The organism is Oscillibacter sp. ER4, from assembly GCF_000765235.1.
In the GTDB taxonomy this organism is placed as follows: Bacteria; Bacillota; Clostridia; order Oscillospirales; family Oscillospiraceae; genus Hominicoprocola; species Hominicoprocola fusiformis.
In genome coordinates this window covers 22,421-47,361 of sequence record NZ_JPJG01000029.1, presented here as the reverse complement: position 1 = coordinate 47,361, position 24,941 = coordinate 22,421, and the positions used below count along the sequence as shown (strand labels likewise).

General features: G+C 58.1%; 30 protein-coding genes and 2 tRNA genes. All 32 read left to right on the top strand.

From position 1 onward, the window contains the following. Positions 1–7: 7 nt before the first annotated feature. Positions 8–754 (top strand): TIGR02206 family membrane protein, encoded by a 747-nt coding sequence (locus NI20_RS0105065; protein WP_033120357.1) that lies wholly within the window; start codon positions 8–10, stop codon positions 752–754. Between the two features lie 185 nt (positions 755–939). Beyond that, positions 940–1,380 (top strand): GNAT family N-acetyltransferase, encoded by a 441-nt coding sequence (locus NI20_RS0105060; protein ID WP_033120356.1) that lies wholly within the window; start codon positions 940–942, stop codon positions 1,378–1,380. Between the two features lie 274 nt (positions 1,381–1,654). Further along, a complete protein-coding gene (gene selA / locus NI20_RS0105055; protein WP_033120355.1) occupies positions 1,655–3,028 on the top strand; it encodes an L-seryl-tRNA(Sec) selenium transferase in 1,374 nt (457 codons plus the stop codon). Further along, positions 3,025–4,950: a selenocysteine-specific translation elongation factor gene (gene selB / locus NI20_RS0105050; protein WP_033120354.1), complete on the top strand. Its 1,926-nt coding sequence runs from the start codon at positions 3,025–3,027 to the stop codon at positions 4,948–4,950. The genes selA and selB overlap by 4 nt, the downstream gene beginning before the upstream one ends. Positions 4,951–4,974: 24 nt before the next feature. Beyond that, a tRNA-Sec gene (locus tag NI20_RS0105045) sits at positions 4,975–5,071 on the top strand. A 117-nt stretch (positions 5,072–5,188) separates the two neighbouring features. Then, a tRNA-Pro gene (locus NI20_RS0105040) sits at positions 5,189–5,264 on the top strand. Positions 5,265–5,500: 236 nt separating this feature from the next. Then, positions 5,501–6,163, top strand: a complete 663-nt coding sequence (locus NI20_RS0105035) for a hypothetical protein (RefSeq protein ID WP_033120353.1) — start codon at positions 5,501–5,503, stop codon at positions 6,161–6,163. An 83-nt stretch (positions 6,164–6,246) separates the two neighbouring features. Then, positions 6,247–6,951 carry a hypothetical protein gene (locus tag NI20_RS0105030; RefSeq protein ID WP_033120352.1) on the top strand — a complete coding sequence of 235 codons (705 nt, stop codon included), beginning with the start codon at positions 6,247–6,249 and terminating at the stop codon, positions 6,949–6,951. Continuing rightward, positions 6,939–8,120, top strand: coding sequence for a hypothetical protein (locus NI20_RS0105025; protein ID WP_033120351.1), 1,182 nt, complete (start codon positions 6,939–6,941; stop codon positions 8,118–8,120). The genes NI20_RS0105030 and NI20_RS0105025 overlap by 13 nt, the downstream gene beginning before the upstream one ends. A gap of 1 nt (position 8,121) precedes the next feature. After that, positions 8,122–9,252, top strand: coding sequence for a DUF6329 domain-containing protein (locus NI20_RS0105020; RefSeq protein ID WP_033120350.1), 1,131 nt, complete (start codon positions 8,122–8,124; stop codon positions 9,250–9,252). Positions 9,253–9,296: 44 nt separating this feature from the next. Continuing rightward, a complete protein-coding gene (locus NI20_RS0105015; RefSeq protein WP_156108559.1) occupies positions 9,297–9,656 on the top strand; it encodes a hypothetical protein in 360 nt (119 codons plus the stop codon). Between the two features lie 204 nt (positions 9,657–9,860). Next, entirely contained in the window at positions 9,861–10,379 is a 519-nt protein-coding gene (locus NI20_RS0105010) for a hypothetical protein (protein WP_033120348.1), read from the top strand. Continuing rightward, positions 10,376–11,728, top strand: coding sequence for an LPD28 domain-containing protein (locus NI20_RS0105005; RefSeq protein WP_033120347.1), 1,353 nt, complete (start codon positions 10,376–10,378; stop codon positions 11,726–11,728). The genes NI20_RS0105010 and NI20_RS0105005 overlap by 4 nt, the downstream gene beginning before the upstream one ends. Continuing rightward, positions 11,725–12,708 carry a DUF4314 domain-containing protein gene (locus tag NI20_RS0105000; RefSeq protein WP_033120346.1) on the top strand — a complete coding sequence of 328 codons (984 nt, stop codon included), beginning with the start codon at positions 11,725–11,727 and terminating at the stop codon, positions 12,706–12,708. Before NI20_RS0105005 ends, NI20_RS0105000 begins: the two co-directional genes overlap by 4 nt. Continuing rightward, positions 12,701–13,945: a hypothetical protein gene (locus NI20_RS0104995; protein WP_197055354.1), complete on the top strand. Its 1,245-nt coding sequence runs from the start codon at positions 12,701–12,703 to the stop codon at positions 13,943–13,945. Before NI20_RS0105000 ends, NI20_RS0104995 begins: the two co-directional genes overlap by 8 nt. A gap of 3 nt (positions 13,946–13,948) precedes the next feature. Then, on the top strand, positions 13,949–14,986 hold the full coding sequence (locus NI20_RS0104990) for a hypothetical protein (RefSeq protein WP_033120345.1): 1,038 nt from the start codon (positions 13,949–13,951) through the stop codon (positions 14,984–14,986). 78 nt (positions 14,987–15,064) lie between these two features. Further along, positions 15,065–15,352, top strand: coding sequence for a hypothetical protein (locus NI20_RS0104985; protein ID WP_033120344.1), 288 nt, complete (start codon positions 15,065–15,067; stop codon positions 15,350–15,352). A gap of 113 nt (positions 15,353–15,465) precedes the next feature. Continuing rightward, positions 15,466–15,801, top strand: a complete 336-nt coding sequence (locus tag NI20_RS0104980) for a hypothetical protein (protein WP_033120343.1) — start codon at positions 15,466–15,468, stop codon at positions 15,799–15,801. Positions 15,802–15,805: 4 nt separating this feature from the next. Next, positions 15,806–16,642, top strand: coding sequence for a DNA adenine methylase (locus tag NI20_RS0104975; RefSeq protein ID WP_033120393.1), 837 nt, complete (start codon positions 15,806–15,808; stop codon positions 16,640–16,642). Continuing rightward, the gene (locus tag NI20_RS0104970) at positions 16,626–17,036 is read left to right on the top strand and encodes a hypothetical protein (RefSeq protein WP_242842923.1); all 411 of its coding nucleotides are present in this window, start codon (positions 16,626–16,628) and stop codon (positions 17,034–17,036) included. Before NI20_RS0104975 ends, NI20_RS0104970 begins: the two co-directional genes overlap by 17 nt. Before the next feature lie 15 nt (positions 17,037–17,051). Beyond that, positions 17,052–17,390: a hypothetical protein gene (locus NI20_RS0104965; protein WP_052084440.1), complete on the top strand. Its 339-nt coding sequence runs from the start codon at positions 17,052–17,054 to the stop codon at positions 17,388–17,390. 8 nt (positions 17,391–17,398) lie between these two features. After that, complete coding sequence (locus NI20_RS0104960; protein WP_033120391.1) at positions 17,399–17,902, top strand: hypothetical protein; 504 nt, start codon at positions 17,399–17,401, stop codon at positions 17,900–17,902. After that, a complete protein-coding gene (locus NI20_RS0104955) occupies positions 17,892–18,623 on the top strand; it encodes a DUF3849 domain-containing protein (RefSeq protein ID WP_033120341.1) in 732 nt (243 codons plus the stop codon). The genes NI20_RS0104960 and NI20_RS0104955 overlap by 11 nt, the downstream gene beginning before the upstream one ends. Before the next feature lie 23 nt (positions 18,624–18,646). After that, positions 18,647–19,195: a YodL domain-containing protein gene (locus NI20_RS0104950; protein ID WP_033120340.1), complete on the top strand. Its 549-nt coding sequence runs from the start codon at positions 18,647–18,649 to the stop codon at positions 19,193–19,195. Positions 19,196–19,250: 55 nt separating this feature from the next. Next, positions 19,251–19,643, top strand: a complete 393-nt coding sequence (locus NI20_RS0104945; protein WP_033120339.1) for a SpoVG family protein — start codon at positions 19,251–19,253, stop codon at positions 19,641–19,643. A 53-nt stretch (positions 19,644–19,696) separates the two neighbouring features. After that, positions 19,697–19,960, top strand: coding sequence for a DUF6133 family protein (locus NI20_RS0104940; RefSeq protein ID WP_033120338.1), 264 nt, complete (start codon positions 19,697–19,699; stop codon positions 19,958–19,960). Between the two features lie 6 nt (positions 19,961–19,966). Continuing rightward, complete coding sequence (locus tag NI20_RS0104935; protein ID WP_033120337.1) at positions 19,967–20,386, top strand: A24 family peptidase; 420 nt, start codon at positions 19,967–19,969, stop codon at positions 20,384–20,386. Positions 20,387–20,391: 5 nt separating this feature from the next. After that, positions 20,392–20,520 carry a hypothetical protein gene (locus NI20_RS15845; protein WP_255358003.1) on the top strand — a complete coding sequence of 43 codons (129 nt, stop codon included), beginning with the start codon at positions 20,392–20,394 and terminating at the stop codon, positions 20,518–20,520. A gap of 47 nt (positions 20,521–20,567) precedes the next feature. Continuing rightward, on the top strand, positions 20,568–21,413 hold the full coding sequence (gene cpaB, locus NI20_RS0104930; protein ID WP_033120336.1) for a Flp pilus assembly protein CpaB: 846 nt from the start codon (positions 20,568–20,570) through the stop codon (positions 21,411–21,413). Continuing rightward, a complete protein-coding gene (locus NI20_RS0104925) occupies positions 21,413–22,228 on the top strand; it encodes an ATPase AAA (RefSeq protein WP_033120335.1) in 816 nt (271 codons plus the stop codon). The genes cpaB and NI20_RS0104925 overlap by 1 nt, the downstream gene beginning before the upstream one ends. Further along, positions 22,222–24,015 carry a CpaF/VirB11 family protein gene (locus NI20_RS0104920; protein WP_033120334.1) on the top strand — a complete coding sequence of 598 codons (1,794 nt, stop codon included), beginning with the start codon at positions 22,222–22,224 and terminating at the stop codon, positions 24,013–24,015. The genes NI20_RS0104925 and NI20_RS0104920 overlap by 7 nt, the downstream gene beginning before the upstream one ends. After that, positions 24,012–24,941, top strand: coding sequence for a type II secretion system F family protein (locus NI20_RS0104915; RefSeq protein ID WP_081958377.1), 930 nt, complete (start codon positions 24,012–24,014; stop codon positions 24,939–24,941). Before NI20_RS0104920 ends, NI20_RS0104915 begins: the two co-directional genes overlap by 4 nt.

Genomic DNA, 24,941 nt, shown 5'->3' with positions numbered 1-24,941 from the left:
GGATCAAGTGGAGCACTTTTGGGATACGGTGGATACGATCGGCGAGGGTTTTGGCTTTTCGCTCTTCGGCGCGCGGCACTTAGTGACGCTTGCGCTGTATATCGGCTTTGCCGCGCTGAGCTGCAAGCTCTATAAGGAAGCGGACGGGAAGAAGCGGGCGCAGCTGCGGGGGCTCTTTGCCGTTCTCCTGCTCGCGGACGAGGCGTTCAAACAGATCGGTTTGCAGATCGGCGGGAATTTCAACTGGGACTATCTGCCGCTGCACCTGTGCTCGATCAACATTTTCCTTATCGCGCTGCACGCATGGAAGCCGAGCAGGCTGCTCGACAATTTTCTCTATTTTATCTGTATCCCCGCGGCGACGGCGGCACTGCTGTTCCCGACGTGGACGTCGCTTCCGGCGGCGAACTTCATGTTCTGGCATTCGACGAGCGTGCACATTCTGCTTGCGGCCTATCCAATCATGCTGTTTTCGGGCGGTGATATCCGACCGAGCGTCAGGTACATGGGCAAGTGCTTCTTGCTGCTGCTGGCGATGGCGGTGCCGATTTATTGCGTCAACCTGCTGCTCGATACGAATTTCATGTTTCTGATGTACGCGCCGGACGGCAATCCGCTCGCGTGGTTCCGCGACCATGTCGGCTACCACTGGATCGGCTTTCCCGTGCTGCTCGTGGCGGTGTTCGCGCTGATGGACGTGCCAATCATGCTCAAAAAGCGGAAAGAGGATAAATTGCTCAGCGCGGTAAAATAAAAAAGCGGATAGGTCAAGGAAATATCAAGCCCCATGTTCGCGCCGTCAAGGTGTCGCGCATGGGGCTTTTTGCAGATCGGGGTTCTGTACGCAGTAAAACGGTTAGGTTCTCGTATATAAAAATGTTCTTTCGTTGAGAAATATGGTATACTCGGCTCAACAAATCGGAATTTGTGGAGGTAAGGATGATAGTACCTGTAGATGAAACAAATCTTCTTCAAGCCGCAACCATCCATTCAATATCCTGGAAGGAATCGCATCGTGCATTTTGTGCTCCTGATTTCATAGAAACACATACGCCAGATCGGCAACGGGAGTATTTGAGAAACAAGATGAACAACGGAACAAAGCTCTATATGCTTGTAGAAGAAAAACCAATAGGGGTTGTTTCTGTAACAAAGGGTTTAATAGAGGATCTTTATATTCTTCCAGATATGCAAAACATGGGTCATGGAACGAAATTGTTACTATACGCAGTAGGCCAATGTACGGATACCCCTACGCTGTGGATTCTTGAGAATAATATAAATGCTGAGAGACTCTATCGTCGAATAGGTTTTAAGGAGACAGGGAGAAAGAACGCAATAACAAATAAACTTGATGAGATTGAGTTCGCATTGACATAAATTCCAGTTTGCCGTACTTGATCCCAACAGGGCTTGAGGCGGGCACGCCCCGACAGGAAGCTGTCCCAAAGAGACAGAAATTTTCAAGAATTGAAAATTTGCGGCCACGGGACGATCCGCGCTCTTGTGAACAATAGAAAAACCAGAACTGCATGGCTGATTCAGCGAACGGTTCTGGTTTTTCTTGACGGGCGAAGGCCTTTCTGATAGGGTAAAGGCAAACTGGAGAACTGGTGCCCGACGCACTGTGTGTCGGGCGCGGGGAGGGAAAAGCGTGGAAGAAAATCTGTTTCGTTCCATCCCGCGGGTGGACGAGCTGCTCGGTCGGGACGAGCTCAAGGTGTCGGCGCTGCCGCCGGTGCTGCTGCGCGAGAGCGTGCGCGAGGAGCTGGACGCGCTGCGAGACGAAGTGCGCGGCGGCCTTTCCGCGCTGCCGGAGACAGGCATACTCTGCGCGCGCATTCTGGCACGTGCAGAGGAAAAGCAGCTGCCGACGCTGCGCTCGGTCATCAACGCGACCGGCGTGACGCTGCACACGAACCTTGGCCGCGCCTGCCTGAGCGAGCGCGCGGCGAACGCCGCGGCAGAGGCGGCGAGAGATTATTCGACGCTTGAATACGATGTGGAAAACGGCTGCCGCGGCTCGCGCTATCAGCACGTGGAGGCGCTTTTGTGCCGCCTGACGGGCGCGGAGGCGGCGATGGCCGTGAACAACAACGCCGCGGCGGTGCTGCTCATCCTGTCCGCGCTTGCGGGCGGGGGAGAGGTCATCGCCTCGCGCGGCGAGCTCGTCGAGATCGGCGGCTCGTTCCGCATTCCGGAGATCGTGACGCAGTGCGGCTGCACGCTGTGCGAGGTCGGCGCGACGAACAAGACGCACCGGCGCGACTATGAAGCCGCCATCGGCGAGCAGACGAGAGCGCTTTTGAAGGTGCATACGAGCAACTACCGCATCGTGGGCTTTACCGAATCCGTACCGCGGGAGGAGCTGGCGGAGATCGCGCATGGGCACGGCCTGCCGCTCATTGAAGACCTCGGCAGCGGGGCGATCGTCGACCTCGAACCGTTTGGCATCCGCGGCGAGCCGACGGTGCAGAGAAGTCTGCACGCTGGTGTGGACGTTGCGTCGTTTTCGGGCGACAAGCTGCTCGGCGGGCCGCAGGCGGGGCTGATCGTCGGCAAAAGGGAGTACATCGAACGGATCAAAAAGCACCCGCTTGCGCGGGCGCTGCGCCTCGACAAGATGACGCTCGCCGCGCTGCACGCGACGCTGAGCGTCTATCTGGATTCGGAGACCGCCGCGCGCGAGATCCCGACGCTCGCGATGCTGTCGGCGAGCGAGGATGAGCTGCACGCCAAGGCGCTGCGGCTGCAAAAGGCGATCGCGGACACGGGCGTTTCCTCGCAGCTCGTGTGGACGGGCGACGCTGTCGGCGGCGGCAGCGCTCCGGCGCAGGAGCTCAACGGCTGGGCCGTCGCGATCGAGCCGGGGAGGCTCAGCGTGGATGAACTGGAAGAGAAGCTGCGCCTTCGCGCCAAGCCCATCGTCGCGCGTATCCACCGCAGGCAATATTTGCTGTGCGTGCGCACGATTCGAGAGGAAGACTTTGCCGAGATCGCCGCGGCGGCTGCGGAGGCCATCCGATGAAGCATGTTATCATCGGCATGGCGGGTCATGTCGACCACGGCAAGACCGAGCTTGTCAAGGCGCTCACGGGCGTGGACACCGACCGGCTGGCCGAGGAGAAAAAGCGCGGCATCACGATCGACCTCGGCTTTGCGCGACTCGACTTTCCGGACGGGAGCTGTGCGAGCATCGTCGATGTGCCGGGGCACGAGAGGTTCATCAAGAACATGCTCGCCGGCGCGGGCGGTGTCGACCTTGCGATGCTTGTCGTGGCGGCGGACGAAGGCTTCATGCCGCAGACAGTCGAGCATCTGGACATCCTGCAGCTGCTCGGTGTGAAGGACGGACTCATCGTGCTGACAAAGACCGACTTAGTCGACGAGGACTGGCTGAACATGCTCGAAGAGGACGTCAAAAGCCGCGTCAAGGGCACGTTTTTAGAGGATAAGCCGATCCTGCGCACGTCCGTCCGCACGGGCGAAGGCATTGAGGCCCTGCGCGAAGCGCTCCACGTTCTGACGCTGCACGCGGAGGAAAAGAGCACGCGCACGCCGTTCCGCCTGCCCATCGACCGCGTGTTTTCCGTCGACGGCTTCGGCACGATCGCCACCGGCACGCTCATCGACGGGCACATCGCCGTCGGCGACGAGGCGCAGCTCATGCCGCTCGGGAATAAGTGCCGCGTGCGCAATTTGCAGGTGCACGGGCGCAACGTGTCGGCGGTGTACGCCGGACAGCGCGCGGCGGTCAACTTAGCGGGCATCAAAAAAGAGAGCATCAGCCGCGGCGATGTGCTGTGCAGGACGGATTCGATGGAGCCGTCGCTGATGCTGGACGTGAAACTGCAAAATCTGCCGGATTCTAAGCGGATCATCGAGAGCGGCTCGCGCCTGCACATCTACCACGGCGCGGCGGTGCGCCTTGCAAAGGCGGTGCTGCTGGACCGCGATGCGCTGCGTCCGGGCGAGAGCTGCTATGCCCAGCTGCGGCTGAGCGAAGCGCTCGCCGCGCGGCAGGGCGACCGCTTTGTGGCGCGCTTTTATTCGCCGCTCGAGACTGTCGGCGGCGGGATGATCCTGGACGAGCATCCGTACCGGCACAAGCGATACGACGCGCGCGTGATCGCCTCGCTCGCCGTGCGCGAGAGCGGATCGGACGAGGCAAAGCTCGTGCAGGCCGTCGGCGAGCACGGCGCGGATGGCATGACGCTTGCGGACCTTGTCGCGTGCTTCGATGAACCGGAAGAAAAACTGGTGGAAATGCTCGCCGTACTCTGTGCGCGGGGAAAGCTCGTCGAGATCGCGCCGTCGCGCTATCTTACATCGTCGACGCTGGACAGGCTGTGGACAGACTGCGAGACGATGCTGGCAAAGTATCATCGCGAGCATCCGCTGCACGCGGGCATGCGCCTCGCCGAGGCGCGGCAGCGGCTTCTGCGCGGCAAAGCACGGGAAAATGCGGACGCGATCCTCGCCTGCTTTGCGCGCGAGGGAAAACTCACGCTGACGGCGGAGCACTGCGCGCTTGCGGACTTTTCCGTGCATCTGACCAAGCGGCAGAGCGCCATCCGGGAAGAGCTGCTGCGCACCTGCCGCGCGGCGGGAATTCTTGGCAAAAAGCAGGACGCGCTTTGTGCGCTGTTCGACAAAAAAGACCGCATGGAGTGCGCGCGCGTGCTTGAGAGTCTTTTATCTACCGGCGAGCTCGTGCTGCTTGCGCCGGAGCTCTGCGTCGAAAAAAACGTTCTGGATGCGGTCGGCACGCGGGTGAAGGCATGGTTTGCAACGCACGACGCGCTCGCGCTTGGAGAATTCCGCGACGCGCTCGGCACCTCGCGCGACCACGCGCTGCTGGTGCTGGAGTATTACGACCGGCGAGGGATTCTTCGCCGCGAGGGCGATGTCCGCAGACCGGGCGCGCAGTTTGGCGAGATAGAAAAATGAGGCGGCTTTTGTCGCCTCTCACATGGGAGTAGATGGGTGCTGGTGTGCCCCCCGGTCTTCAAAACCGGTGAGAGGGGTGAAGAGCCTCTCGGGTGAGTTCGATCCTCACATGCTCCCGCCAGAGCCTCGCGGCCGTGTGCCGCGGGGCTTTTTGAAAAATGTGGATTTCCCTCTTGACAGAACGGAGGGAAGCTCATATAATACTACTGTTCGCGGCGTGAGCCGCACAATTTCATATCCGGGTGTAGCGCAGTTGGTAGCGCGCATGGTTCGGGACCATGAGGCCGTGAGTTCGAATCTCGCCACTCGGACCAAAAGAGGAGGCTAAAAAAGATATTGAGGGAACAACCTCAGTGTTTTCAAGGCTTCCAGGGCCCGTAGATTCGTAAATCTACGGGCCCAATTTTTCCGATATTTGACCGGCGGCCCTCCATTCAGCGGAGAGTCGAACCCACATATCAAACGCCACATTTCCTCAGCCAAGATCCTGATCACAGGGTCTTGGTTTTTCTTTTACACGATGGCAATAAAATGTGGAAAAGGAGATTCTATGGAAAACAAGTTTTTTGAAGAACTGTCCCGGCGCCTGAGAGAAGGCGGAATTGAATCATCCAATGTGGAGGACAAGCGGCTGGAGGTTTTTCTCCATGGCCGGCCTGTCCTCTTTGTTTCTCCAGGGCATGATGCCTTCCTTTTGCCGGCCGGGAGTCAAAACCAGAAGGCCAGTGAATTGTATCACAGGGTGGCAGAGATGGCGGATGAGGTATATGAGTATGTAGAAGCAGTTCAGAACGCCCCCCTGCTTCGCGCCAGCAGCTTAAAAGATGAGTTCCATCTGCTTGCGGATTTTGGTGGAGCGGTGCTGGCCGGCATAGAACTGCCGAAGGAATGGGGCTATCAGTTCAACACATGGATCTGGAATTACGACAGGACAGCCCTCCTCTATGGCCATAATTATATGGGAGATTTCCAAAGCGCAAAGCAGGACTTCGCCGTCCGTTCCGGGCTGATCTCCAAGGCCCAGCTCTTCTCACCGGAGGAGTTAACCGAACTCTATCGGGGCACAGACTATCTGTTGGATGAAGGTCCGGAGTTAGAAGATGTCCAGCTGAAAGCTCTTCAGACCGCAAGGACAAAGATCGAATACACCGTCCCAGACCTGACGGACCGACTGGAACAGGGACAGGAGCAGGAACCACAAATGGATATGTGACATCAAAGAGAGCGGGGGCCGCGTCTGCACATTGTGCAGCATAAGCGGCCCCCGCTTTTTTGTGCTCAAAAAAGGAGTGTACCATGACAAAATATTTCGCCCAAGATACCCCACGGGCCGGACTGGAGCGCATGATGATGAGCGTCCCCGGCTTTCAGAGGCGCGGCGGTGGGACGATGATCCTCAGCCGCTTCCGCTACAAGCCGGTGGATGTGGCTTGCCGGTACTGCCTGCACTACCGCCGCCGGTCCTGTCAGGTCCCCATCTGCCCCTATATCGCGGAGCGGTTGAAGTCCGGCGCAATTGGGTATCGTGATTTGATCCTGGAATGTTTCGGACACATCCCTCATGCCGGCCTGCGCAAGAGAATTCAGGCCGTGGAGCATTGGGATGGGCCGGATCAGGTAATCCTGCGCACAGTATTCGTCCAGCTGAAAAGCCGCTTTGCGGACAGGGCGTGGGATGGCGCGCCTCCTGGCTATCTGGCGGCGCTCTACCTCCTCGCCTCAAAGGAGCGGCTCTGGCAGCCGGCGCTCTCCGCTCTTTCACACGATTTTATTGATTTCAACCGCATTGCGCTCCACGGGTTCACGGCACAAGATTACCCCGTCTTTTATTCCGCCAGACGGCTGTACGACCTGAAGCCGCCCATGGAGGTGGAAGATCTGGCGCACCGAAACCTGGTGAGTGACATGGATTTTCTCAATATCATTTACGCAACCCTGATCGCCCGGCACGGAAAGGCAGTCATGGATGCGGGTAAGGAGGCGTCAGAATGGGCTATGTAATCCAAGCGGTGCTGAGCAGCGCCCAGCACCCGGAATATGGGCAGATTACGATTCCATTCCCCATTCCCAGGGAGGAATACGACCACACGATAGAACTGCTGGAGCCATTGGGAATCGGCGACACGCTCCGTCAGGACTGCCAAGTGGATGAGCTGGACAGTTTTTATACTGTCCTGAATGAGCTGACCGGCAAATCCGTTACCTTGGACGAGCTGGACTACTTGGCCAAGCGGTTGGACAGTTTTGATGACGGTGAGGCCGCCCAGTTCCAGGGGATGGCCCACAAGTTGGGAATCACACAAATAAAAGATTTCATCAATCTGACCTTTTGCTGCCAGCGGGCCACGGTCATCACAGATTTTTCTGACCTTAAGGAAATCGGGCAAGAACACTATATGAATCTGAATGGTGGCAGTGCCAGTATGGAGGAGCTGGAGAATCTGGACGGGGTTGAAACGGCGCTCCTGCTCATTGACCGCGGGGCCGGGACCGTCACCCCCTATGGCGTTGTCTATGATAACGGCATGAGGCTGGAGCAGCTCTACAACGGACGGCAGTTTCCGGAATATCTCTATGATAACAGCAACCTTGGATTGAAGATCATGCCGGCAGAAGGCCAAAAACCGGAACTGCTTTGGCTCCCCGCGTCGGAGCAGCAGATTCGGCGCACCCTGCTGCGGGCAGGTGTGCGGGATGCAGGCACAGCACAATATACAATAGATGCGTTTTTTCTGCAAAAGGAGGTCGATGAACTCCTGGACGAGAAACAAGACAACCTGACCGCCCTCAACGCCATGAGCAGCGCCATTGCGAAACTGGATGAGAAAGGGCAGAACAAGCTGGAGGCTGTAATCGTGTTTGCAGATCCAAAGAACGCCGCACAGATCTGTCAGTTGGCCAAAAACCTGGATCTGTTCAGCTTCATTCCAGGCGTCCATACCCCGGAGGAATACGGGAAGTACATGATCCAAGAGTTTGGCCGCTTCGAGTATGATGACAACCTGGATGGGTTCTATGACTACAAAGGCTATGGGGAGCAACGTATTCGGGAGGAAGGCGGTTGGTTCAACGATTATGGCTATGTGTCCTATCACGGAGAAACGCCTTTGCAAGACCTAATGGAAGCTGAAGCCATACACCAAACAGGCCTCACCATGGGAGGGATATAGAATGATTTTGTTGACACTAAGCCGAGGCAACGAACATGAGCGCGTCCATCTGCGACTGCCTGCCAGTCCCGCTGAGATTGGAGAGGCTTTTGTAATCCTGGACGGGATTAGCCTTGATACCACAACCACCGCTATCCTGGATGTGAGAGGCAATGTGCCGGGTCTTTACCGCTATCTGTACGATGTGGACGTGGAAGATTCAGAGCAGTTTCAAAAGCTCCAGCAACTGGCGGAACGCACAGACGCCCTCTCTCCAGAAAAAGCCGCCATCTTTTCCGGGGCATTGGATGCGGAACACGCCGAGAACTTGGATGAGGCCCTTGCTGTGGCGAACAGACTGGATGAATATATGCTCATCGGCAATATAACCTCTGATTCAGAATTGGGCGCCTACCTTGTGGACAAAGGGATCACACCATTTCCGGATCGCTTCAAGCCCTATATCAATTACGCCCGTGTGGGGGCTGAATACCGGGAAAACCATGGCGGGGTATACTCTAACGGCAGTTATGTCCAGAAAAAGACGCCGGAGTTTTTGGATAAAGAGCCATTGGACGGTGTTTTCCAAGTACAGCTGAAAAACATCTGCTCCAAGGGTGCGCAGAATGAAACCGTGCAGATTATGCTACCGGCAACCTTCGAGCAACTGGAGAGTGCCAGACAGTTTCTTGGAGTGGGCAGCCTCAATATGGTGAAACTCGTTCAGGTGAAGGCCCTGCGCCCCTATTTTGGGGAACATCTTCCTCTGTACGGGACGGACATGAGGTTGGAGCAATTGGATGAGCTGGCGGAAAATATCCGGCAGATGGATCAGGAGGACGGCGCATTGCTGAAGTACCTCTCCGTCCTTGATGTGGAACAGCCGGCAACGCTCCAGGAGGCTTTGAAACTCTCCATCGAACTGGACGACTATGAGCGTGTACCGGACGATCCGGAGGAATACGGCAAGCAGGTGCTGGAGCGGATCGGGGCAGACGAGGAACTGATCTCCACCCTCGATGGCTTTGCGGATTTCGAGGCGCTGGGTAACTTTTATATGCAGGAGGACGGCGTCCGAAGGACCGAATTCGGTCTCATCCGAAGGTTCAGCGCTCCGTTTCCTGAAGTACAAGAGGGGTTGCAGATGCACTGAAAATTAAGGCGGGGCCGCTCTTTATTTTGATGGAGGAAAACAAAGTGGAGTACAAGATAGACTACGATGTCAGAATGGGCATTATCATCAATCCCTATTTTAATGTACGGGATTATGGCTGGGCTATGTTTGAAGGTTTGCAGGCAACCATGGCGGAGCGCGTCACATCAATTCTGGCGTCTGATAATATGTTCATGGAGCGTATTCAGGAGAACATGGAGTTTACTCTGCTCCCCACATATCGAATATGGCTGGAATATGTGTTCCGCGGTAAAGGTGTGGACAGAGAAGAAGCGGCGTCTTTTGCGGCAGGCTGTATAAAACGATTGGCTGAGCCACTCCTGGACGCGGGGTATGGAATCGAAAAGATCCTCTGCTATAGGGAAGAATTTGACTGGCCATAGTTTGAGCGGTTAAAAAATCCCCTGTTGGGGGAAAGGTTAGAAAAGACCACCTTTGAGGCGGAGTTTTGGCGTTGAATAACCAGCGAATCAGGCGCCGTGCTTATTTTCTGATTTTTACGAAGTCAGGGTGGCTATTCTGCAAAAAGTGTGGTAATGTTGCGGGTAATCCGCTGGGGCTTTGGCCCAGCGCGGGAGGTAGAAAAAATGAAACTGACATTGGATGAACTGATCACGCTCATGGAACCCCAGGCACAGAGAGACAAAAAGCTGATTGTTCAGTGCATTGATGGGCTCACAGAATACGCCGCTGAACTGCGGCAGAAAGCAGGCGACGCCGGGAAAGCCGAGTCATCCGCTCTGCGGGAACTAATTGACCGGCTGGAGGGGTATTGGGGACTCGACAACAGTGGAGAAAATCGTCTGTCCGCCTTTGACCGTCGGATGCGGGAGGCGGAACAATCGGAGCAGCCGTGGGCACCCGTACAGGATCAGATCAATGGCGCAGTGCTTGGCCTGTACCGCTATGCCATGGACATGATTCCGGGACAGGGCGCCAGTGAAGCGGCCGAGCAGGTGGCGGAATGTGAGCGGCTGATGCGGAACATCGCCGCATTCTGGAACTGTGCCTCTCCGTCACTGGACAGTCTCTGCTCGCAGATGCAGGAAGCGCTGCGGGACCAGAGCGAGTGGGAAAACAGTGTGAGGATGGGAGGAATTGAATGAGCATTGATATCTGGACTGATTCCATGCAGCACGCGGAGCTGTTTGGAAAGCCCGTGCTGTTTACCAACTGGCTGGTTCAGCGGGATACCATCCCCCAAGGGTGGCACTGCTACGACCTGCGTGGAACCCGCAAGGCCCCCAATGCCAGGATCACCCTGGTAGATCAGGAAGTCGGCTATCATGCGGGGACTGTGCTCTCTCCTACCCCTTTGAGGCGCGAGGGCGTCACATCGCGCCGGGTCAATGGTACATTTTATCTGTTGGGAGAGGAACTGACGCTGGAGCAATTTTGCGAGGAGCATGATCTGCCCTGCCCCCAGGACATCCGTGAATTTGTACTGCGCCCCGCCTCTCCCGATGAGGCGGGGCTGTTTTTTTCCGAACTGGAACCTGAGAAAGATGAGGCCCTGGGCACGATTGGCCATGTGCGAATGGACTTCGGCCACGGAGGAAGGGAGTTCTGGCATAGCTGGTGGCCTCATAACGGGGACAGGTTCAATACCCCGGAGTTTAAAGAGGTGCTGCAGCGATTGGCAGACAACCTGCGTCAGACCGGACTCCTGAAGAATCTGGGCGCTATGGACGCCTACTGCTGGCAGCATGGCGGGGCTATCACGGAAGACCGCAGAAGTTATGGCTATATCACAGAAACGGAAAATTACCGCTTCTGCTTGCGCTGTACGCCCCTCTCTGGTGAGCATCAAGGGTATCTGTATTGCTATGATCTGCGCCAGCAGGAACTATACCAGCAGGAGCACCCTGTGGTGGGTCGGATAACCTTTGCCAGCGGCGAGGAACTTGAATACCGTGATAAGGACGAATTCGTGGCCTGTATCCGAGAGGAACTTCCCAGCCGACCTACTACCGGCCTTCGCTGGGAGGTGCTAACCGACGACTTGGAGGTCGACAAGCAGATCGACGACCTGCTGTATAATCTTTATGGAGAGGATAATCCCCGCAGGAGTTGCAACTATGGGATGACTGAGGCCGGAAAACGGACCCTCCGGGATGCCGCAGACCCCAGCCGTCCCCACATCTATGCCTGGTTTGTCATGACGGACACCAATACCCCGCAGGAGAAAATCAGGCAGGAGCTGACGCTGGAGGAGGCCATCCAGATCTACCAAGACACCGATGCCAGCGAAAAGCGGCTGGGTGTCACCAAGGACAGCATCGCCACGGTAGATCTGGTACGCTCTCTGGACGGGGAGCAGAGTTTCTTTGAGGATCACAAACGGCTGGAAAGCTTCCGGTCGGACCCCGTGGTGGCGAAGGCGGCAGAACAGCTACACATGGAGCTGAAAAGGACGATGCCCCAACAGGGTATGACGATGGGAGGTATCACATGAAAGCAGTACCGAAAGAATGGCTGGCCTTTTTGCGGGAACAGTTCCCCAAGGATTCCCGTATCCGGCTCACAGAGATGGGGGATGATCCTCAGCCCCTTCCCCCCGGCAGTACCGGGAAACTGGATCACATCGATGATGCCGGCCACTTCCATGTAAAGTGGGACAATGGCCGCACCCTGGCCTTGGTGCTGGGTGAGGACCGTTTCTCAGTCTACCCGCCGGAGCCTAAAACGCTCAAGCTGTATATGCCTCTCACCGCCGACTTCTATAGCCGGGACGAGTGGGGGGATCTGTCGGAGGATGGCGAGGAGTGGGATGGCCACACCCTCGTGGCTTATGAGGGGCACATTCTGTCCGCTTTGGTAAAAAATCGGATGCCGGAGGAAAGCGAGAGCGGCCTTATGCACTGGTACGGTGAGGGCGACAGCGTAGACCACAAAGTCCGCTCGGCGGTGTTCACCGTTGAGGTCAGGGACGGCCGGCTGTGGGGCGTGGCAGAGTGCCGGGTAGCCGGCGAGCTGACCCCGGCAGAGCTTACCACCTTAAAAGAGTATCTGGGTGGTCAAGCCTCGGATGGGTGGGGCGAAGGGTTCGAGCAACGCCCCATTGAGGTGGACGGCGGTGAGCTGTATGTCCACCTGTGGCAGCCGGAGAGCTGGTCCATCCAGACCGAACAGGAGCGGTTTTCCCCCAAGATTGCGGATGGTTTGCCGGAGCTGTGTTTCTCCACTCTGCGGACCACTGGCCAGCTCATCTGCATCAAGCGGGGTGAAACCGGCTACTACCCCTCCGAGTGGGACACCGGAGACAAGGAACGGAATGTGGAACTGGCGGACGAGTTGAATGAACACCTGGGCGTTACCCCCATCCAGCGGCAGGCCATGGAGGTAGGCAGTATGGCAGGCTGGGATGTACCCGGCGCCGATCCAGCCAAATATCAGGAGAACTATCCCAAGATGGGAGGGATGGATCTTGGGTAAACCGATTTTCAAGGTGGAGATCAGCAACGGCAGCCCCAACGGGTATGAAACGGCCACGGTGATGGAGATGCCGGCAACCTGGGCGGAATTCAATGACGCGCTCCAGAAAGCAAGGATCAAGGACGGCAGATCCTGTAAAAACGAACTGACCTGTATTCGCTGTGAAGCCCTGCGCCGCGGCATGATAGGAGATCATGTCAACCTGTATGACCTGAATCTCTTTGCCCAGCGTCTGGCCACGCTGACCGAGGAGCAACGGCCAGGAATGGAAGCCCTCCTGAAGATGGAACAGGAACAGTACAGCGGGCCCATCCCTCTGGAGCGGCTCATCAACCTGACCTATAATACCGATGTTTGCTGTTTTGCGCCCCGAGTTTCCAATCATGAGGAGCTTGGGGCATTTTTGTATGACAGCGAGATGCTCTCAGATGAGGCAATGGCTCTGCTGGATGTCACAGAGGAAAACAGCGGCTTCCGGGAAAGGCTGCTGGAACTGCTGGGTGAACAGCACCAAGAGGACCACGGCGGTGTGTTCACCGACCGCGGCTATGCAGAGCTGAGTGGAGAAATCAAGCCTATCTATGTATATCGGCCTGGCGAGGTAGCCTACTTCCACCGCTCCGGCGCTCCGATTGTGCTGGAGGTCCGTAAAGGCTTTTTCAATGATCCCCAGTATGATAATGATAACACTGCAACGCTGGATCTCCCTGTAATCCATGGTGGTATCCAGCAGACATTGGAGGCGGTAGACGCCGTTTCTACAAAGGAATGCGCCTTCCACTGTGTGGACTGCCTGATCCCCTCCCTGCGGGATGCCATCAATGACGCGCTGGAGGACGACGGCTTGGAGCAGGTCAACGATTTCGCCCGCCGGCTGGCAAAGCAGGAGCGAACTTGGGGCGAGGCGGAGTTTGTCCGCTATAAGGCGCTCCTGGCTGCTGTGGGCCAGCCCGATTTGACCAGCGCCGTCCAGTTGATGGAGGAAGCCGACCAGTACGAACTTCGTCCCGAGGTGGCACAGACCTGGGGCTACGCAGAGATGGTGCTTCGGGAGAAGTATCCGGATTTGCCGGAGGAACTGTTCCAAACCCCGCAGGCGGCCCGGATCGGTCAGCAGATGCTGGATGACTGGCTGGGAGCCATTACGGAATATGGCCTGATCCGCAGAAAGGATGGTCAGCCCCTTCCCATATTGCATCCAGAACAGGCGGCAGAACAAGGATTGGAGATGATGTAATCGATGGCAGATCAAACCGCTGCCCTCTTTGACAAGCTGGACGGCTTCTATCTCACCAAATCGGAGCATGACTGGCTGGAACGGCGCTTTGCCAATATGACAGAGAAAGAAAAAATTCTGTTTCAAGGGGCCATGGAGCTGGAGAAGCCCCAGGAGATTGGCCATGTGACGCGGATCGCGTCCCAGCTGGACTGCTATGACCTCTTCTATGGCTCGAGAGATGAGGCCGCGCTTGGGAAATTTGTCATGGAGAATGTGGAGCCTCCCTCGGAGGCCGCCCGGCCATTCCTGAATGTGGAGCATTTGGGGGCCGCCTACCACCAGTCGCAGAACGGGGCCTTTTGCAACGGCCACTATGTGCGAAGCATCAAGCTGGCAGATCCTTTCGTAGAGGAAGACCCCACCCTCCAGCCAGTCACCGGCGATTATGCCATCCGAATCAGGCTGGCCAGTCGGAGCAATATGGAGGGGGTCTGGGTGGGCTTCCCGGATTCTGGCGAGTACATCGACTCAAACCATCCAGATGAACTCTTGCTGGGGCTGGACGCGCTGCAGGCGGAGAGTCTCAGTGAGTGTATTGCGCTGGAGGTGGACTGCTGCCTGCCCCAGCTGACGGATATCCTCTCCCAGTACGACTCAGCCGGAGAACTGGTCCGTCACGCCATCGACTTCGGCTATGTCTGGGCGGAGCAGGGCCAGGGGCAACCCCACTGGCTGGACAAGTGGCTGACGGTGCTGGAACTGGAGGACTGCCACCGGCTGGATCTGGCCCTGGATCTCTCGCAGAATCTCCAACACTACGCGTTCTTTCCACGGGGCATGGATATGGCCGCATACGGACGGGAACTGGCGATCCGAAACGGTCTGATTCCACCCAGCGGTCTGCTCACAGACGCCTTTGACGGGGCCTCTTATGTGGAGGCCAGCATGCGGCAGTATGGTCTCTCCGCCGCGGATCACGGCTATGCAGCGTGGAATGGCGGCGAGCTCCAGTACGAGTACAGCCAGCCTGAGCACCGCGGCCCTCTTCTGTCAATGTAGCTGCCTCGATTTTGTTGGGTATTGGTATAGCTATTCTCCGCAGAGTGTGATAGTGTTTGCCAAAAGGGGGCGAAACCAGTGAATGAGCAGGAAGCTCTGCGGAAGGAGATGCTTGACCGGCGCATCGAGCTGATCTTTGAGGAGATGGAGCGAAACCATCCTGAATTCAGCCAAGAGGAGGCAGAACTCTCCCGCATCCGGGATGAGATCGAACAAGATCCCCTTTTGGGGCCTGCTGGAAAAGTGCAAATGCAGGAGTACATCCGCTTCCTCTCCCGCATGGAGCAAAGGCACAATATCCACCTTTATTGCCAGGGCGCCAAAGACTGTGTCCGAATGCTGAGAGAACTGGGGGTGATTCTATAAGCTAAACGAGCATATCCAATCAAGATACAGGGGCCGTTTTCCGAAAGGGGAAAACGGCCCCCTTCTTTTTTTATGCCCTTTTTCGGAAAACCAGGTCCGGAAAGGAGGCATTTATGCAGAAAGAACGGCTGGCGGAATATCTGGAGCGATACCACCTGGGCGCTTCAAATGCCGCCACCAGCCGGGAGTTGGAGTGCTTTTTCTCCATCAAGGGGATCGAAGTGCGGCAGATGGTCAACCGCCTGCGCCGCAAGGGAGTCCCCATCGCCAGCAGCGGCAGCGGGTACTTCTACGCCACTACGGAACAGGAGGTGCGGGCAACCATCGCCCATCTGACACGGCGGATCAGCGGGATCGCCGCCGCCATCAGCGGACTGAACCGATCCCTGGAACAGTTCAATACCGCACAGACCCGGCTGCCGCTGGAAGGCGGTGATGCGGTTGAATAGCTTCATGAGCTGGATCGGCGGCAAAAAAGCACTGCGTGAACTCATCGTCACCCTGTTCCCAGTCTACTATGAGCGGTATATCGAGGTCTTCGGCGGAGGCGGCTGGGTCCTCTTCTATAAGCCGCCCGGCAATGATTTCGAGGTCTACAACGATTTCAACAGTCTTCTGGTCAACCTGTACCGCTGTGTCCGGGAAAAACCGGAGGAACTGATGGCAGAACTCCGCTATGTCCTCAACGCCCGCGAGGACTTTGACCGGATTCGTTCCGCATTGGCCAGAGACAGTCCCGCCGGCGATGTGCGGAAAGCCGCCTGGTTCTATCAGCTCATCCGGTACAGCTACGCCTCCGGCCTGACCAGCTTCGGCAGCCAGCCCCATGATATGTGGAGCAACTTTCCGCTCATCGAGCAGGCCCACCGCAGGCTGGCCAAGGTGGTTATTGAGAATAAGGACTTTGAAAAACTGCTCCGTCAATATGACCGGCCGGTGAGTTTCTTCTATCTCGACCCGCCCTACCATGCCACCGAGGGCTACTACTCCAACATCGGGGAAGACGGCTTCACCGAGGCAGACCACATCCGCCTGCGGGACGCCCTGATGCGGATCGAGGGCAAGTTCCTGCTTTCCTATAACGACGATACCTTTGTCCGTGGGCTGTATGACCAGCCAGGCATTTATCTCATGGAAACCACCCGCATCAACAACATCAAGCAGCGGTACGACAACGGGGCGCAGTTCCCGGAATTACTCATCGCCAACTATGACCTGCGGGAGCGGAGCCGAATGGTCCCCTCTCAAATGACGCTGTTTGACTGGAATGGGGGTGAAACAATTGGATGAACAGATCACCGAGCTGGAGAAGCTCCAACAGGCGGCTCAGCTGATTGAGGAGATGAGCCAGGGACGCCTGCAGATCCGACCCAGCGTGGCGGGGCTGGTCTATATCCGCCCGCAAGACGTCTCCAATCTTGGGATGGATATGCGGATCGACAGCATCCCTGGCCAGCCCCGCTATCGCATCACCTTCGCCGCACAGCTTCGCCGGATGGGAACCGATATGGACGCGGACGGACTCCGGGTCCTGCTGTCCGAGGTGGGCCAGCTCTACGCGCTGCTGGCTGCCCTTGAAGCAAGGAGCTATACCCCAACGATGGAAGACCTGACGGCCTTCCGGGACGGGCTGACTGCCCAGCAGGAAAGGCTGGATATTCCGGCATTCAGTCAGACGATTTGAAAGAGGTGCGAGAAAATGATCATTAAACAGGGGTTGGAAGCAGAATATCGGCAATTCCTGGAAGTCAACAGCAGAGATGGATACAGTTTTGCCGCTGTGCAGTTCATGGGCCGCTGGGCTGATTTAATGGAGACGGAGATGGCGTCTGGCGCCGCCCTGCCGGATATCGCGGAGCGCACCAGCCACCAAGCCGATACAGACCTCATTACAGGCTTCCAGTATGGCTGTGCCGTCAGTGCCCTTGCCCAATTTTGGGTGCATGGAGATGAGCTGCGGCAGTGGCACAACCAAAGATATTCCTACGAAGGGCCGGGGGAGGTTAACCCCGCCATGCCTACAATTTTGATGGAGTGATGAGAAAAATGAAGTTCAACAAACAGATGAGCAACAACACCCTTTCAATCCCCAGCGGGGTATTCAAGATCAGCGGCTTTGAGGCCGATGAAAAGGCCGAGATCCACGCTCTGGACAGCGCGGTGGTCATTCTGAAAAAGCGGATGACCGCCACGGAGCTGATCCAGGCAATGGACGCCCTGCACCAGCTGGCAACAGAACTCACCGTCCATCTGGCCATGGTCTGCGGCACTTGCGACGACTGCGAGGATGGCTGTCCCTTCGACGATCTGGAGGATGGAATGCTGGAGCTGCCGGACTACCTGCGGCGGGAGGCGTGCATCCCTGCCGGAGCCAAGCTCTGCGCCTATGCGGATGACGAGGAACAGACCGTCACCATCGGCGTGGCCGAGTATGACCACGACCTGCGGGATGTACCTCCCTATCTGTTGGATATGCTGGCTGAAGCCGGGATCTGCCTGGGGGAGCTGGAGGAGCATCTGATGACGGAGAAGATCCTCTATGGAGAATAATGTGTATCTCTATCCCCACTCATGGGCAGAGGCCCACAGGCTTGGAGAAGCGGCGCTTTGGGACGCAAGCTTCCACGCCAATGTGTCCTGCGCCCGGGACATCGAAGCCGCCATCCGCGTCTACCGCGACAGCTGCGGCGCGTTGAAGCCGGAGGCATCCCAAAAGGTGCTGGAGCGGTGGGGCTTCAAGCGGACCAATTTCGTTCTGGCCAACACCATGGAAGGGCTGGGCTTTTACAGGGAACAGCTCAGCGCGGAAAGCCGGGACTGGCAGTCAAAAATCTACGTTCCCCCTGACCGCGGCCACAACCGCTATTTTGAAGTAGATACCGCCCTATTGTATCTGGACACGTTCATCAGTCAGGTGCGGGAGGCATACGACAAGCTGGAGCTGTTCGGGCCGGAGCACTGCGAACCCAACTCTTATGAAGCTCTGGACTATGAGGGCCGGGTGCTGGTGCTCAGTCCAGACACCCTCAAGGAGTCCTGCTGGACGCCCCAGAACCAGCTCTGGCTGGCACATGACGGCTTTGGATGCAGGCCGCATGCCATTGGCCGCTCCATCCGCTGCACCTGTCTCGGGGACGAAGAAATGACCCGTTGGAACCGTACAGACTTCACCGGCGTTCTGAAAGAAGACTTCCTCCCCGGCTGGGCCAGAGAAAAGCTGGAGGAGCTTCAAGGGCAGAACGCGGGTATGGGAGGGATGCGCATGACCTAAACGCGGAAAGGAGATATGCCGCCATGCGAAGTATAGAGATGAAAAACCGATGCCTGCTCTACTACGGAAACCCAGTGGGCTACAGGACAGAACAGGGAGTGGTGGCGGACTCCATGTTCCGCCGCGAGGAGCTGGAGGACTGGCTGGCAAAGAAGGGGCTGGCCGTCCAGTGGACGGACGGCGTCTATGACCGCCTGTCCACTGGCGGATACCAGGCGGCAGACGGCGGACCAGCCCTGAAAGCCTGCCGCGTCTGGCAGCTCGGCCCCTTAGCCCCCATCGCCATGCGCTTCATTGGGCTGGACCGTATGCAAGCGGAATACAGCGGACCGGACCTGGCCCGCTACCAGGTGGTGTATGACGGTACCGTCAGCACCAACAGCCTGGACGGGATCTGGGAGGCGTTCTGCCGCAAGCCCCTGGGCAGCGACGGCCAGCCGCTGGCCATCTCAGATCTCATCGAGCTCTACGACGATTCCGGCAGCGAGTTCTACTATGTGGACCGCACATCCATCGTTCCGGTGCAGTTGGAAGCCCCGGAGCAGGAATCGGGTATGACCATGACCCTGTGACCCCAGAGCGGCGAGGCCGCTCATTTTTGATATTCAGAGAGAGGAGGAGTACACCATGGCAAAAGAACAGAAGGCAGTTGAACCGGCTGCCCACAGCACCGGCGATCCCCATGCCGTCTACCCTACCCACTATGACGTCAAGATCCACACTCTCCGGCCGGAGGGCACCTGCAAGGCCACGGCATCCGTGAACATCAACGGTTGTTTTGCCGTCCGGGGCGTCAAGGTCATGGAGAGCAGCAAGGGGCTCTTTGTATCCATGCCCAGCTACAAGGCCGGGAACGGCGAGTACAAGGATATCTGCTTCCCCTGCACGAAGGACGCCCGGATGGAGTTTGACGACGCGGTACTCAGCGCCTATCAGCAGGCGTTGACCCAGGCTATGAGCCAGCCACGGCAGTCGGCGCCGGACCCCACGGCACAGCAGGCCCAGAAGATGGGCATGTGACCCGCTGACCACACAACAATCAACAATCTAAAAATTTTAGGAGGAATCGCTTTATGAAGAAGATGTTCAACAAGATGTCCAACACCGTGAAGACCATGACCTGCAAGGCCCACTGCGCCATGACCCGCGCCCGTGCCCGCCTGTCCGCCCCCCTCTGCAGCACCCGCGGCGAGGGCTACATCGATACCGCCATCAAGATCCTGATCGCCGTGGTGCTGGGTGCTCTGCTCCTGGCCGGCCTGTACACCCTGTTCGGGGACACCGTCCTGCCCACCGTGACCGAGCGCGTGGAGGAAATGTTCGACTACAACGGCTGATTCCAGGTGCAGGCGCTCCTGTTCCTCGCGGCGCTGGCCGCCGCCTCGGCGGTGGACTGCCGCAAGCGCGTTATCCCAAATTCCCTTTGTCTCCTGACTGCTGCGGCGGGGCTGATCTCTTTCAGCCCCGTCCAGCTTTTGGGTCCCCTGGCATCCCTGCCTCTGCTGATTGCCGCTCTGATCCAGCCGGAATGCATGGGCGGCGGTGACATCAAGCTCACTGCCGCAGCTGGCTTTGTGTTGGGCTTTTGGCAGGGATTCTGGGGGCTGGCCTTGGGCCTGCTGCTGGCGGTGCTGTATTTCTGTATCACCAGGCTCTATCACAAGATATTCCGCCGTCCCCACGCCCTCACAGGCCGGACGCCTCTTCCGTTTGGACCCTTTTTGTCCATCGGCTTTGCCGCACTATACTGTTTTGGAGGTTGACTATTATGAAGAAGTTCCATGTAACGAAAAAGACTGTGCTCACCATCGCCGGCGTGACCCTGCCCCTGACGGCGGCCGCCATTCTTCTGCCCCGGCTGAAGCGGGGCAGAAGAACCAGATCGGTCCGGGCGTAACGCCCGGACTTTCCGACCCAACATGAAATGAAGGAGGAAATGCGAGTATGAGTTTTTTGAAAAACCGCACCGTGGTGGGCGTGATCTGCATTCTGCTCTCCCTGCTGATCTGTTTCGGCCTGACCCCGCTCTTCAATCAGAGTGTAAGCCAGAAGGCTGAGATCGTGCGGGTGGTCCAGCCCATCCGGGCCGGAGATGAGATCACGGAGAGTATGGTCCAGGCTGTAGAGGTGGGCGGCTACAATCTGCCGGAGGATGTCCTGCGACAGAAAGAGAGCGCCGTGGGCAAATATGCCACTGCAGATCTGGCCGTAGGTGACTATATCATTTCGTCCAAACTCTCGGACGCCCCGGCCGCTGAGAATGCCTACCTGTACAGCCTGGATGGAAGCCAGCAGGCCATCTCTGTGTCCATCAAAAGTTTTGCGGAGGGGCTCTCCGGCAAACTGCAGAGCGGCGACATTGTGTCGGTGATCGCCCCGGACTACAAGCAGCAGGGCCAGACCGTTGTCCCTGCTGAGCTGCAGTATGTGGAGATCATCAGCGTCACCGCCTCCTCCGGTTACGACGCCAACACCGGCGCGCCTGCGGATGAGGAGGACGATAAGGAGCTTCCGGATACCGTCACCCTGCTGGTATCCCCTGAACAGGCCAAGGTACTGGCTGAACTGGAGGCGGAGGGTACCATCCATCTGGCGCTGGTCTACCGGGGCGACCGCAAGAACGCTGAAAAGTTCCTGACCGCTCAGGATGAGATTATTCTGGAGCTGTATCCCCCGGAACCCGATCCCGAGGAGGAGCCGGAGGAGAATCCTGTGGAATCCGAGCCTCCCGCCGATCCCAGCGAAACCGCAGAAACGGAGGCGCCCACGGAATCCGAGGAGGTGGCCTGATGCTGAATTTTAAGAAAGCCGGCATTTTTTCCCGCGGGACAGGCCAGGAGGACGCCTATGAGCAGGAGGAACAGGGCGGCGGGGTGCTGGCGGTGTGGGGCAGTCCCGGCAGCGGCAAGACCACCGTAGCCGTGCGGCTGGCCAAGTATCTGGCAGATAAGCGTCGGAATGTGATCCTCCTGCTCTGTGATATGACCGCCCCCATGCTGCCCTGCATCTGCCCGGCGTCGGAGCTGGAGTGCGAGCGCTCCCTCGGGAGCGTATTGGCCGCCGCCCATGTGTCGGAGAATCTGGTCAAGAACAATCTGGTCACCCATAAGCGTCTCGGCTACCTCACCATGCTGGGGATGCTCAAGGGCGAGAATGAGTACACCTACCCGCCCTACAACGAGGTGCAGGCGCGGGAACTCATCGACTGCCTGCGTGAGATCGCCCCCTATGTGGTCATTGACTGCGGCAGCTACATCGCCAACGACATCCTTTCCGCTGTGGCGCTCATGGAGGCGGATTCCGTTCTGCGGCTGGCCAACGCCGATCTCAAGAGCATCAGCTACCTGTCCAGTCAGCTTCCCCTTCTGCGGGACGCCAAGTGGGACGCGGGCAAGCAGTACAAGACCGCCAGCAATGTAAAACCCCAGCAGGCTGGAGAACACATGAGTCAGGCACTGGGGACTGTGGCCTTCACGCTGCCCCATTCGGCGGAGCTGGAGGGGTGCTATCTGGCCGGCAATCTGCTGGCGGACCTTTCCATGAAGGACAGCCGGGTATTCCGCAAGGAGATCGAGAAGATCGCCAGGGAGGTGTTTGGGTGTTAGGTGAGAAACGAAATCAGTCCTTGTTCGCTCCCCAAGCATCTGCGGGGGAATCTGCCGCGACGCATATCGCCACAGGCCCGGACGGACAGAAAAAGGAACTCCCCCTCTATTTTGGCCCGGACTGCCCGGTAAGCGGTGATGCGGAGCAGAGTCAGCATGGGGCCGGCACAGGGGAATTCCAGCCCGCGGATGAGCCTCTGCAGCATGTCACAGCTGATGATGAGACAGGGGGTGGATCTGATCCCGCAGACCATGTGGATATAGCGGAAGAACTCCCCAGGCGTTCCCTGAACACGGAACCGGCAGGTGGTCACCGGGCGCACTCCCTCTTCTTCACCCCGGAGAATGAGGGACAGGACTTCAACACCGTCCTGCAGGATGTGCAGGAGTATATCTCCGGCAAGTATTCCGCTCTTATCACCGAGGGCGGCGATGAGGACGCCAAGGCCCAGATCAAGCGGTACATCACCAAATATGTGCAGGACCGGCGCATCGCGGTCAAGGGCTATTCCAGCACCCAGCTGGTGGACGCCCTCTACACGGAGATGGCTGAGTTTGGTCTGCTCACCAAGTACATCTTCGGGACCGGCATCGAGGAGATCAATGTGAACTCCTGGCGGGACATTGAGGTACTGTACGCCAACGGGGAAACGGTCAAGCTGGAGGAGCACTTCGACAGCCCTGAACACGCCGTCAATGTGATCCGCCGCATGCTCCATGTCAGCGGCATGGTGCTGGACAACGCCAGCCCCGCCGTCCTGGGCCACCTCTCCAAAAACATCCGCATCGCTGTCCTCAAAACCCCGCTGGTGGACGAGGATGTGGGCGTTACCGCCTCCATCCGTATCGTCAACCCGCAGAATATGCAGAAGGAGGACTTTGTGAAGGGCGGCACGGCCACTGGCCCCATGCTGGATTTTCTGGCCGCCTGCCTGCGGTACGGTGTTTCCGTCTGCGTGGCCGGGGCCACTGGTTCCGGCAAGACCACGGTGGCGGGGTGGCTCCTGACCACCATCCCGGACAATAAACGCATCTTCACCATTGAGAACGGCTCCCGTGAGCTGGATCTGGTGCGGGAGAAGGACGGAAGGGTGTGTAACAGCGTCATCCACACCCTCACCCGTGAGAGCGAGAACGCCAAGCAGAACATCGACCAAGATATGCTGCTGGACATGGCCCTGCGGTATCACCCCGATATCATCTGCGTGGGCGAGATGCGCTCCGCCGAGGCATACGCGGCGCAGGAGGCGGCCCGCACCGGCCACGGCGTGCTGACCACCATCCACTCCAACTCCTCTCAGGCCACCTGGCGGCGCATGGTCACCCTCTGCAAGCGCAAGCATGAGATGGCCGACGACACCCTCATGGATCTGGTCACCGAGGCATTCCCCATCGTGGTGTTCGCCAAGCAGCTGGAGGACAAATCCCGCAAAATCATGGAGATCATGGAGTGCGAGATCCTGCCCAATGGGGAACGCCGGTACAACACCCTCTATCATTTCAAGATTGAGCAGAACCAATTGGTGGACGGCAAATACCGCGTCAAGGGCCGCCATGAGGCGGTCAACCCCATCTCGGAGAGCCTGCGGAAGCGGTTCATCGACAACGGTATGCCGCGGGAGGTGCTGACCCAGCTTGTGGGCAAAAAGCCCGCTCCCTCTAAAAGCAAGTCAGGCTCCAGTCCGGCAAAGGCAGGACAGGCAAAGTCCGCTCCAAAGACCAGGACCACAGCGTCCAAGCCACCCGCAAAGCCTAAGACCAGTCAGGAAGGAGGCGAATCCGCGTGAATATGATCCAGTTGATTGCCTGTGCCGGACTGATCACGGGCTTTTTCATTCTCCTGCGCGTCTCGCCCATGGATTTCACCGAAGGGGTGTTCCGCAGGATCACCAGCAAGCCCAAAAGCATCCGGGCGGAGGTCAATGAGAGCACCCGGCGCAAAAAGAAATCCTTCCTGCGCCGGGAGATCGAGGATACCCAGAATATCCTGCGGATGACCGGCCGGTCCGCCAAGTTCCCCATGGTGTGCGCCCTGTCCCTGCTTCTCTTTCTGGTGGGAGCCGCCTTCGCCCTGACGCTGGGCAACCTCTTCCTGGTGCCGGTGCTGGCGGTGGGCATGATGCTCGTGCCGTTCTGGTTTATCCGCCTGACTGCGAATCACTACAAAAAGAACATTGCCGCCGAGCTGGAAACCGCCCTCTCCATCATCACCACGGCCTACCTGCGCAGTGAGGACATCCAGACGGCGGTGGAAGAAAACCTCGACTATCTCAACCCGCCCGTCCGGAGCGTGTTCGCGGAGTTCCTCACCCGCGTCAAGCTGGTGGACCCCGATGTGGACGCCGCCCTCCAGGACATGGGGACGAAGATCGACAACGCCGTGTTTCGGGAGTGGGTGGCCGCTCTGCTGACCTGCCGCCATGACAGGGGCCTCAAGACCATCCTGACCCCCATCGTGGCCAAGCTCTCCGACATGCGCATCGTCAACGGTGAGCTGGAGAATCTGGTGTTTGAGCCCCGCAAGGAGTTCATCACCATGCAGGTGCTGGTCATCGGCAATATCCCCCTGCTGTATTGGCTCAACCAGGACTGGTACGATGTCCTGATGCACACCCCGTTGGGGCAGGCGCTGTTGGCGGTCATCGCCGCCGTGATGTTCATCAGCACCGCGGCGGTTATCAAGCTGACCCAGCCCATTGAGTATCGGAGGTGA

Excerpts from the sequence above, each read along its gene's own strand:
- NI20_RS0104980 (WP_033120343.1), top strand. The coding sequence starts at position 15,466 with ATGCAGAAAGAACGGCTGGCGGAATATCTGGAGCGATACCACCTGGGC.
- NI20_RS0105060 (WP_033120356.1), top strand. The coding sequence starts at position 940 with ATGATAGTACCTGTAGATGAAACAAATCTTCTTCAAGCCGCAACCATC.
- NI20_RS0105025 (WP_033120351.1), top strand. The coding sequence starts at position 6,939 with ATGGGCTATGTAATCCAAGCGGTGCTGAGCAGCGCCCAGCACCCGGAA.
- NI20_RS0104960 (WP_033120391.1), top strand. The coding sequence starts at position 17,399 with ATGAAGTTCAACAAACAGATGAGCAACAACACCCTTTCAATCCCCAGC.
- NI20_RS0105000 (WP_033120346.1), top strand. The coding sequence starts at position 11,725 with ATGAAAGCAGTACCGAAAGAATGGCTGGCCTTTTTGCGGGAACAGTTC.
- NI20_RS0104955 (WP_033120341.1), top strand. The coding sequence starts at position 17,892 with ATGGAGAATAATGTGTATCTCTATCCCCACTCATGGGCAGAGGCCCAC.
- NI20_RS0105035 (WP_033120353.1), top strand. The coding sequence starts at position 5,501 with ATGGAAAACAAGTTTTTTGAAGAACTGTCCCGGCGCCTGAGAGAAGGC.
- NI20_RS0104940 (WP_033120338.1), top strand. The coding sequence starts at position 19,697 with ATGAAGAAGATGTTCAACAAGATGTCCAACACCGTGAAGACCATGACC.
- cpaB (WP_033120336.1), top strand. The coding sequence starts at position 20,568 with ATGAGTTTTTTGAAAAACCGCACCGTGGTGGGCGTGATCTGCATTCTG.
- NI20_RS0105010 (WP_033120348.1), top strand. The coding sequence starts at position 9,861 with ATGAAACTGACATTGGATGAACTGATCACGCTCATGGAACCCCAGGCA.
- NI20_RS15845 (WP_255358003.1), top strand. The coding sequence starts at position 20,392 with ATGAAGAAGTTCCATGTAACGAAAAAGACTGTGCTCACCATCGCCGGC.
- NI20_RS0104990 (WP_033120345.1), top strand. The coding sequence starts at position 13,949 with ATGGCAGATCAAACCGCTGCCCTCTTTGACAAGCTGGACGGCTTCTAT.
- NI20_RS0104945 (WP_033120339.1), top strand. The coding sequence starts at position 19,251 with ATGGCAAAAGAACAGAAGGCAGTTGAACCGGCTGCCCACAGCACCGGC.
- NI20_RS0104975 (WP_033120393.1), top strand. The coding sequence starts at position 15,806 with ATGAGCTGGATCGGCGGCAAAAAAGCACTGCGTGAACTCATCGTCACC.
- selB (WP_033120354.1), top strand. The coding sequence starts at position 3,025 with ATGAAGCATGTTATCATCGGCATGGCGGGTCATGTCGACCACGGCAAG.
- NI20_RS0105005 (WP_033120347.1), top strand. The coding sequence starts at position 10,376 with ATGAGCATTGATATCTGGACTGATTCCATGCAGCACGCGGAGCTGTTT.
- NI20_RS0105020 (WP_033120350.1), top strand. The coding sequence starts at position 8,122 with ATGATTTTGTTGACACTAAGCCGAGGCAACGAACATGAGCGCGTCCAT.
- NI20_RS0104965 (WP_052084440.1), top strand. The coding sequence starts at position 17,052 with ATGATCATTAAACAGGGGTTGGAAGCAGAATATCGGCAATTCCTGGAA.
- NI20_RS0104950 (WP_033120340.1), top strand. The coding sequence starts at position 18,647 with ATGCGAAGTATAGAGATGAAAAACCGATGCCTGCTCTACTACGGAAAC.
- NI20_RS0104925 (WP_033120335.1), top strand. The coding sequence starts at position 21,413 with ATGCTGAATTTTAAGAAAGCCGGCATTTTTTCCCGCGGGACAGGCCAG.
- NI20_RS0105030 (WP_033120352.1), top strand. The coding sequence starts at position 6,247 with ATGACAAAATATTTCGCCCAAGATACCCCACGGGCCGGACTGGAGCGC.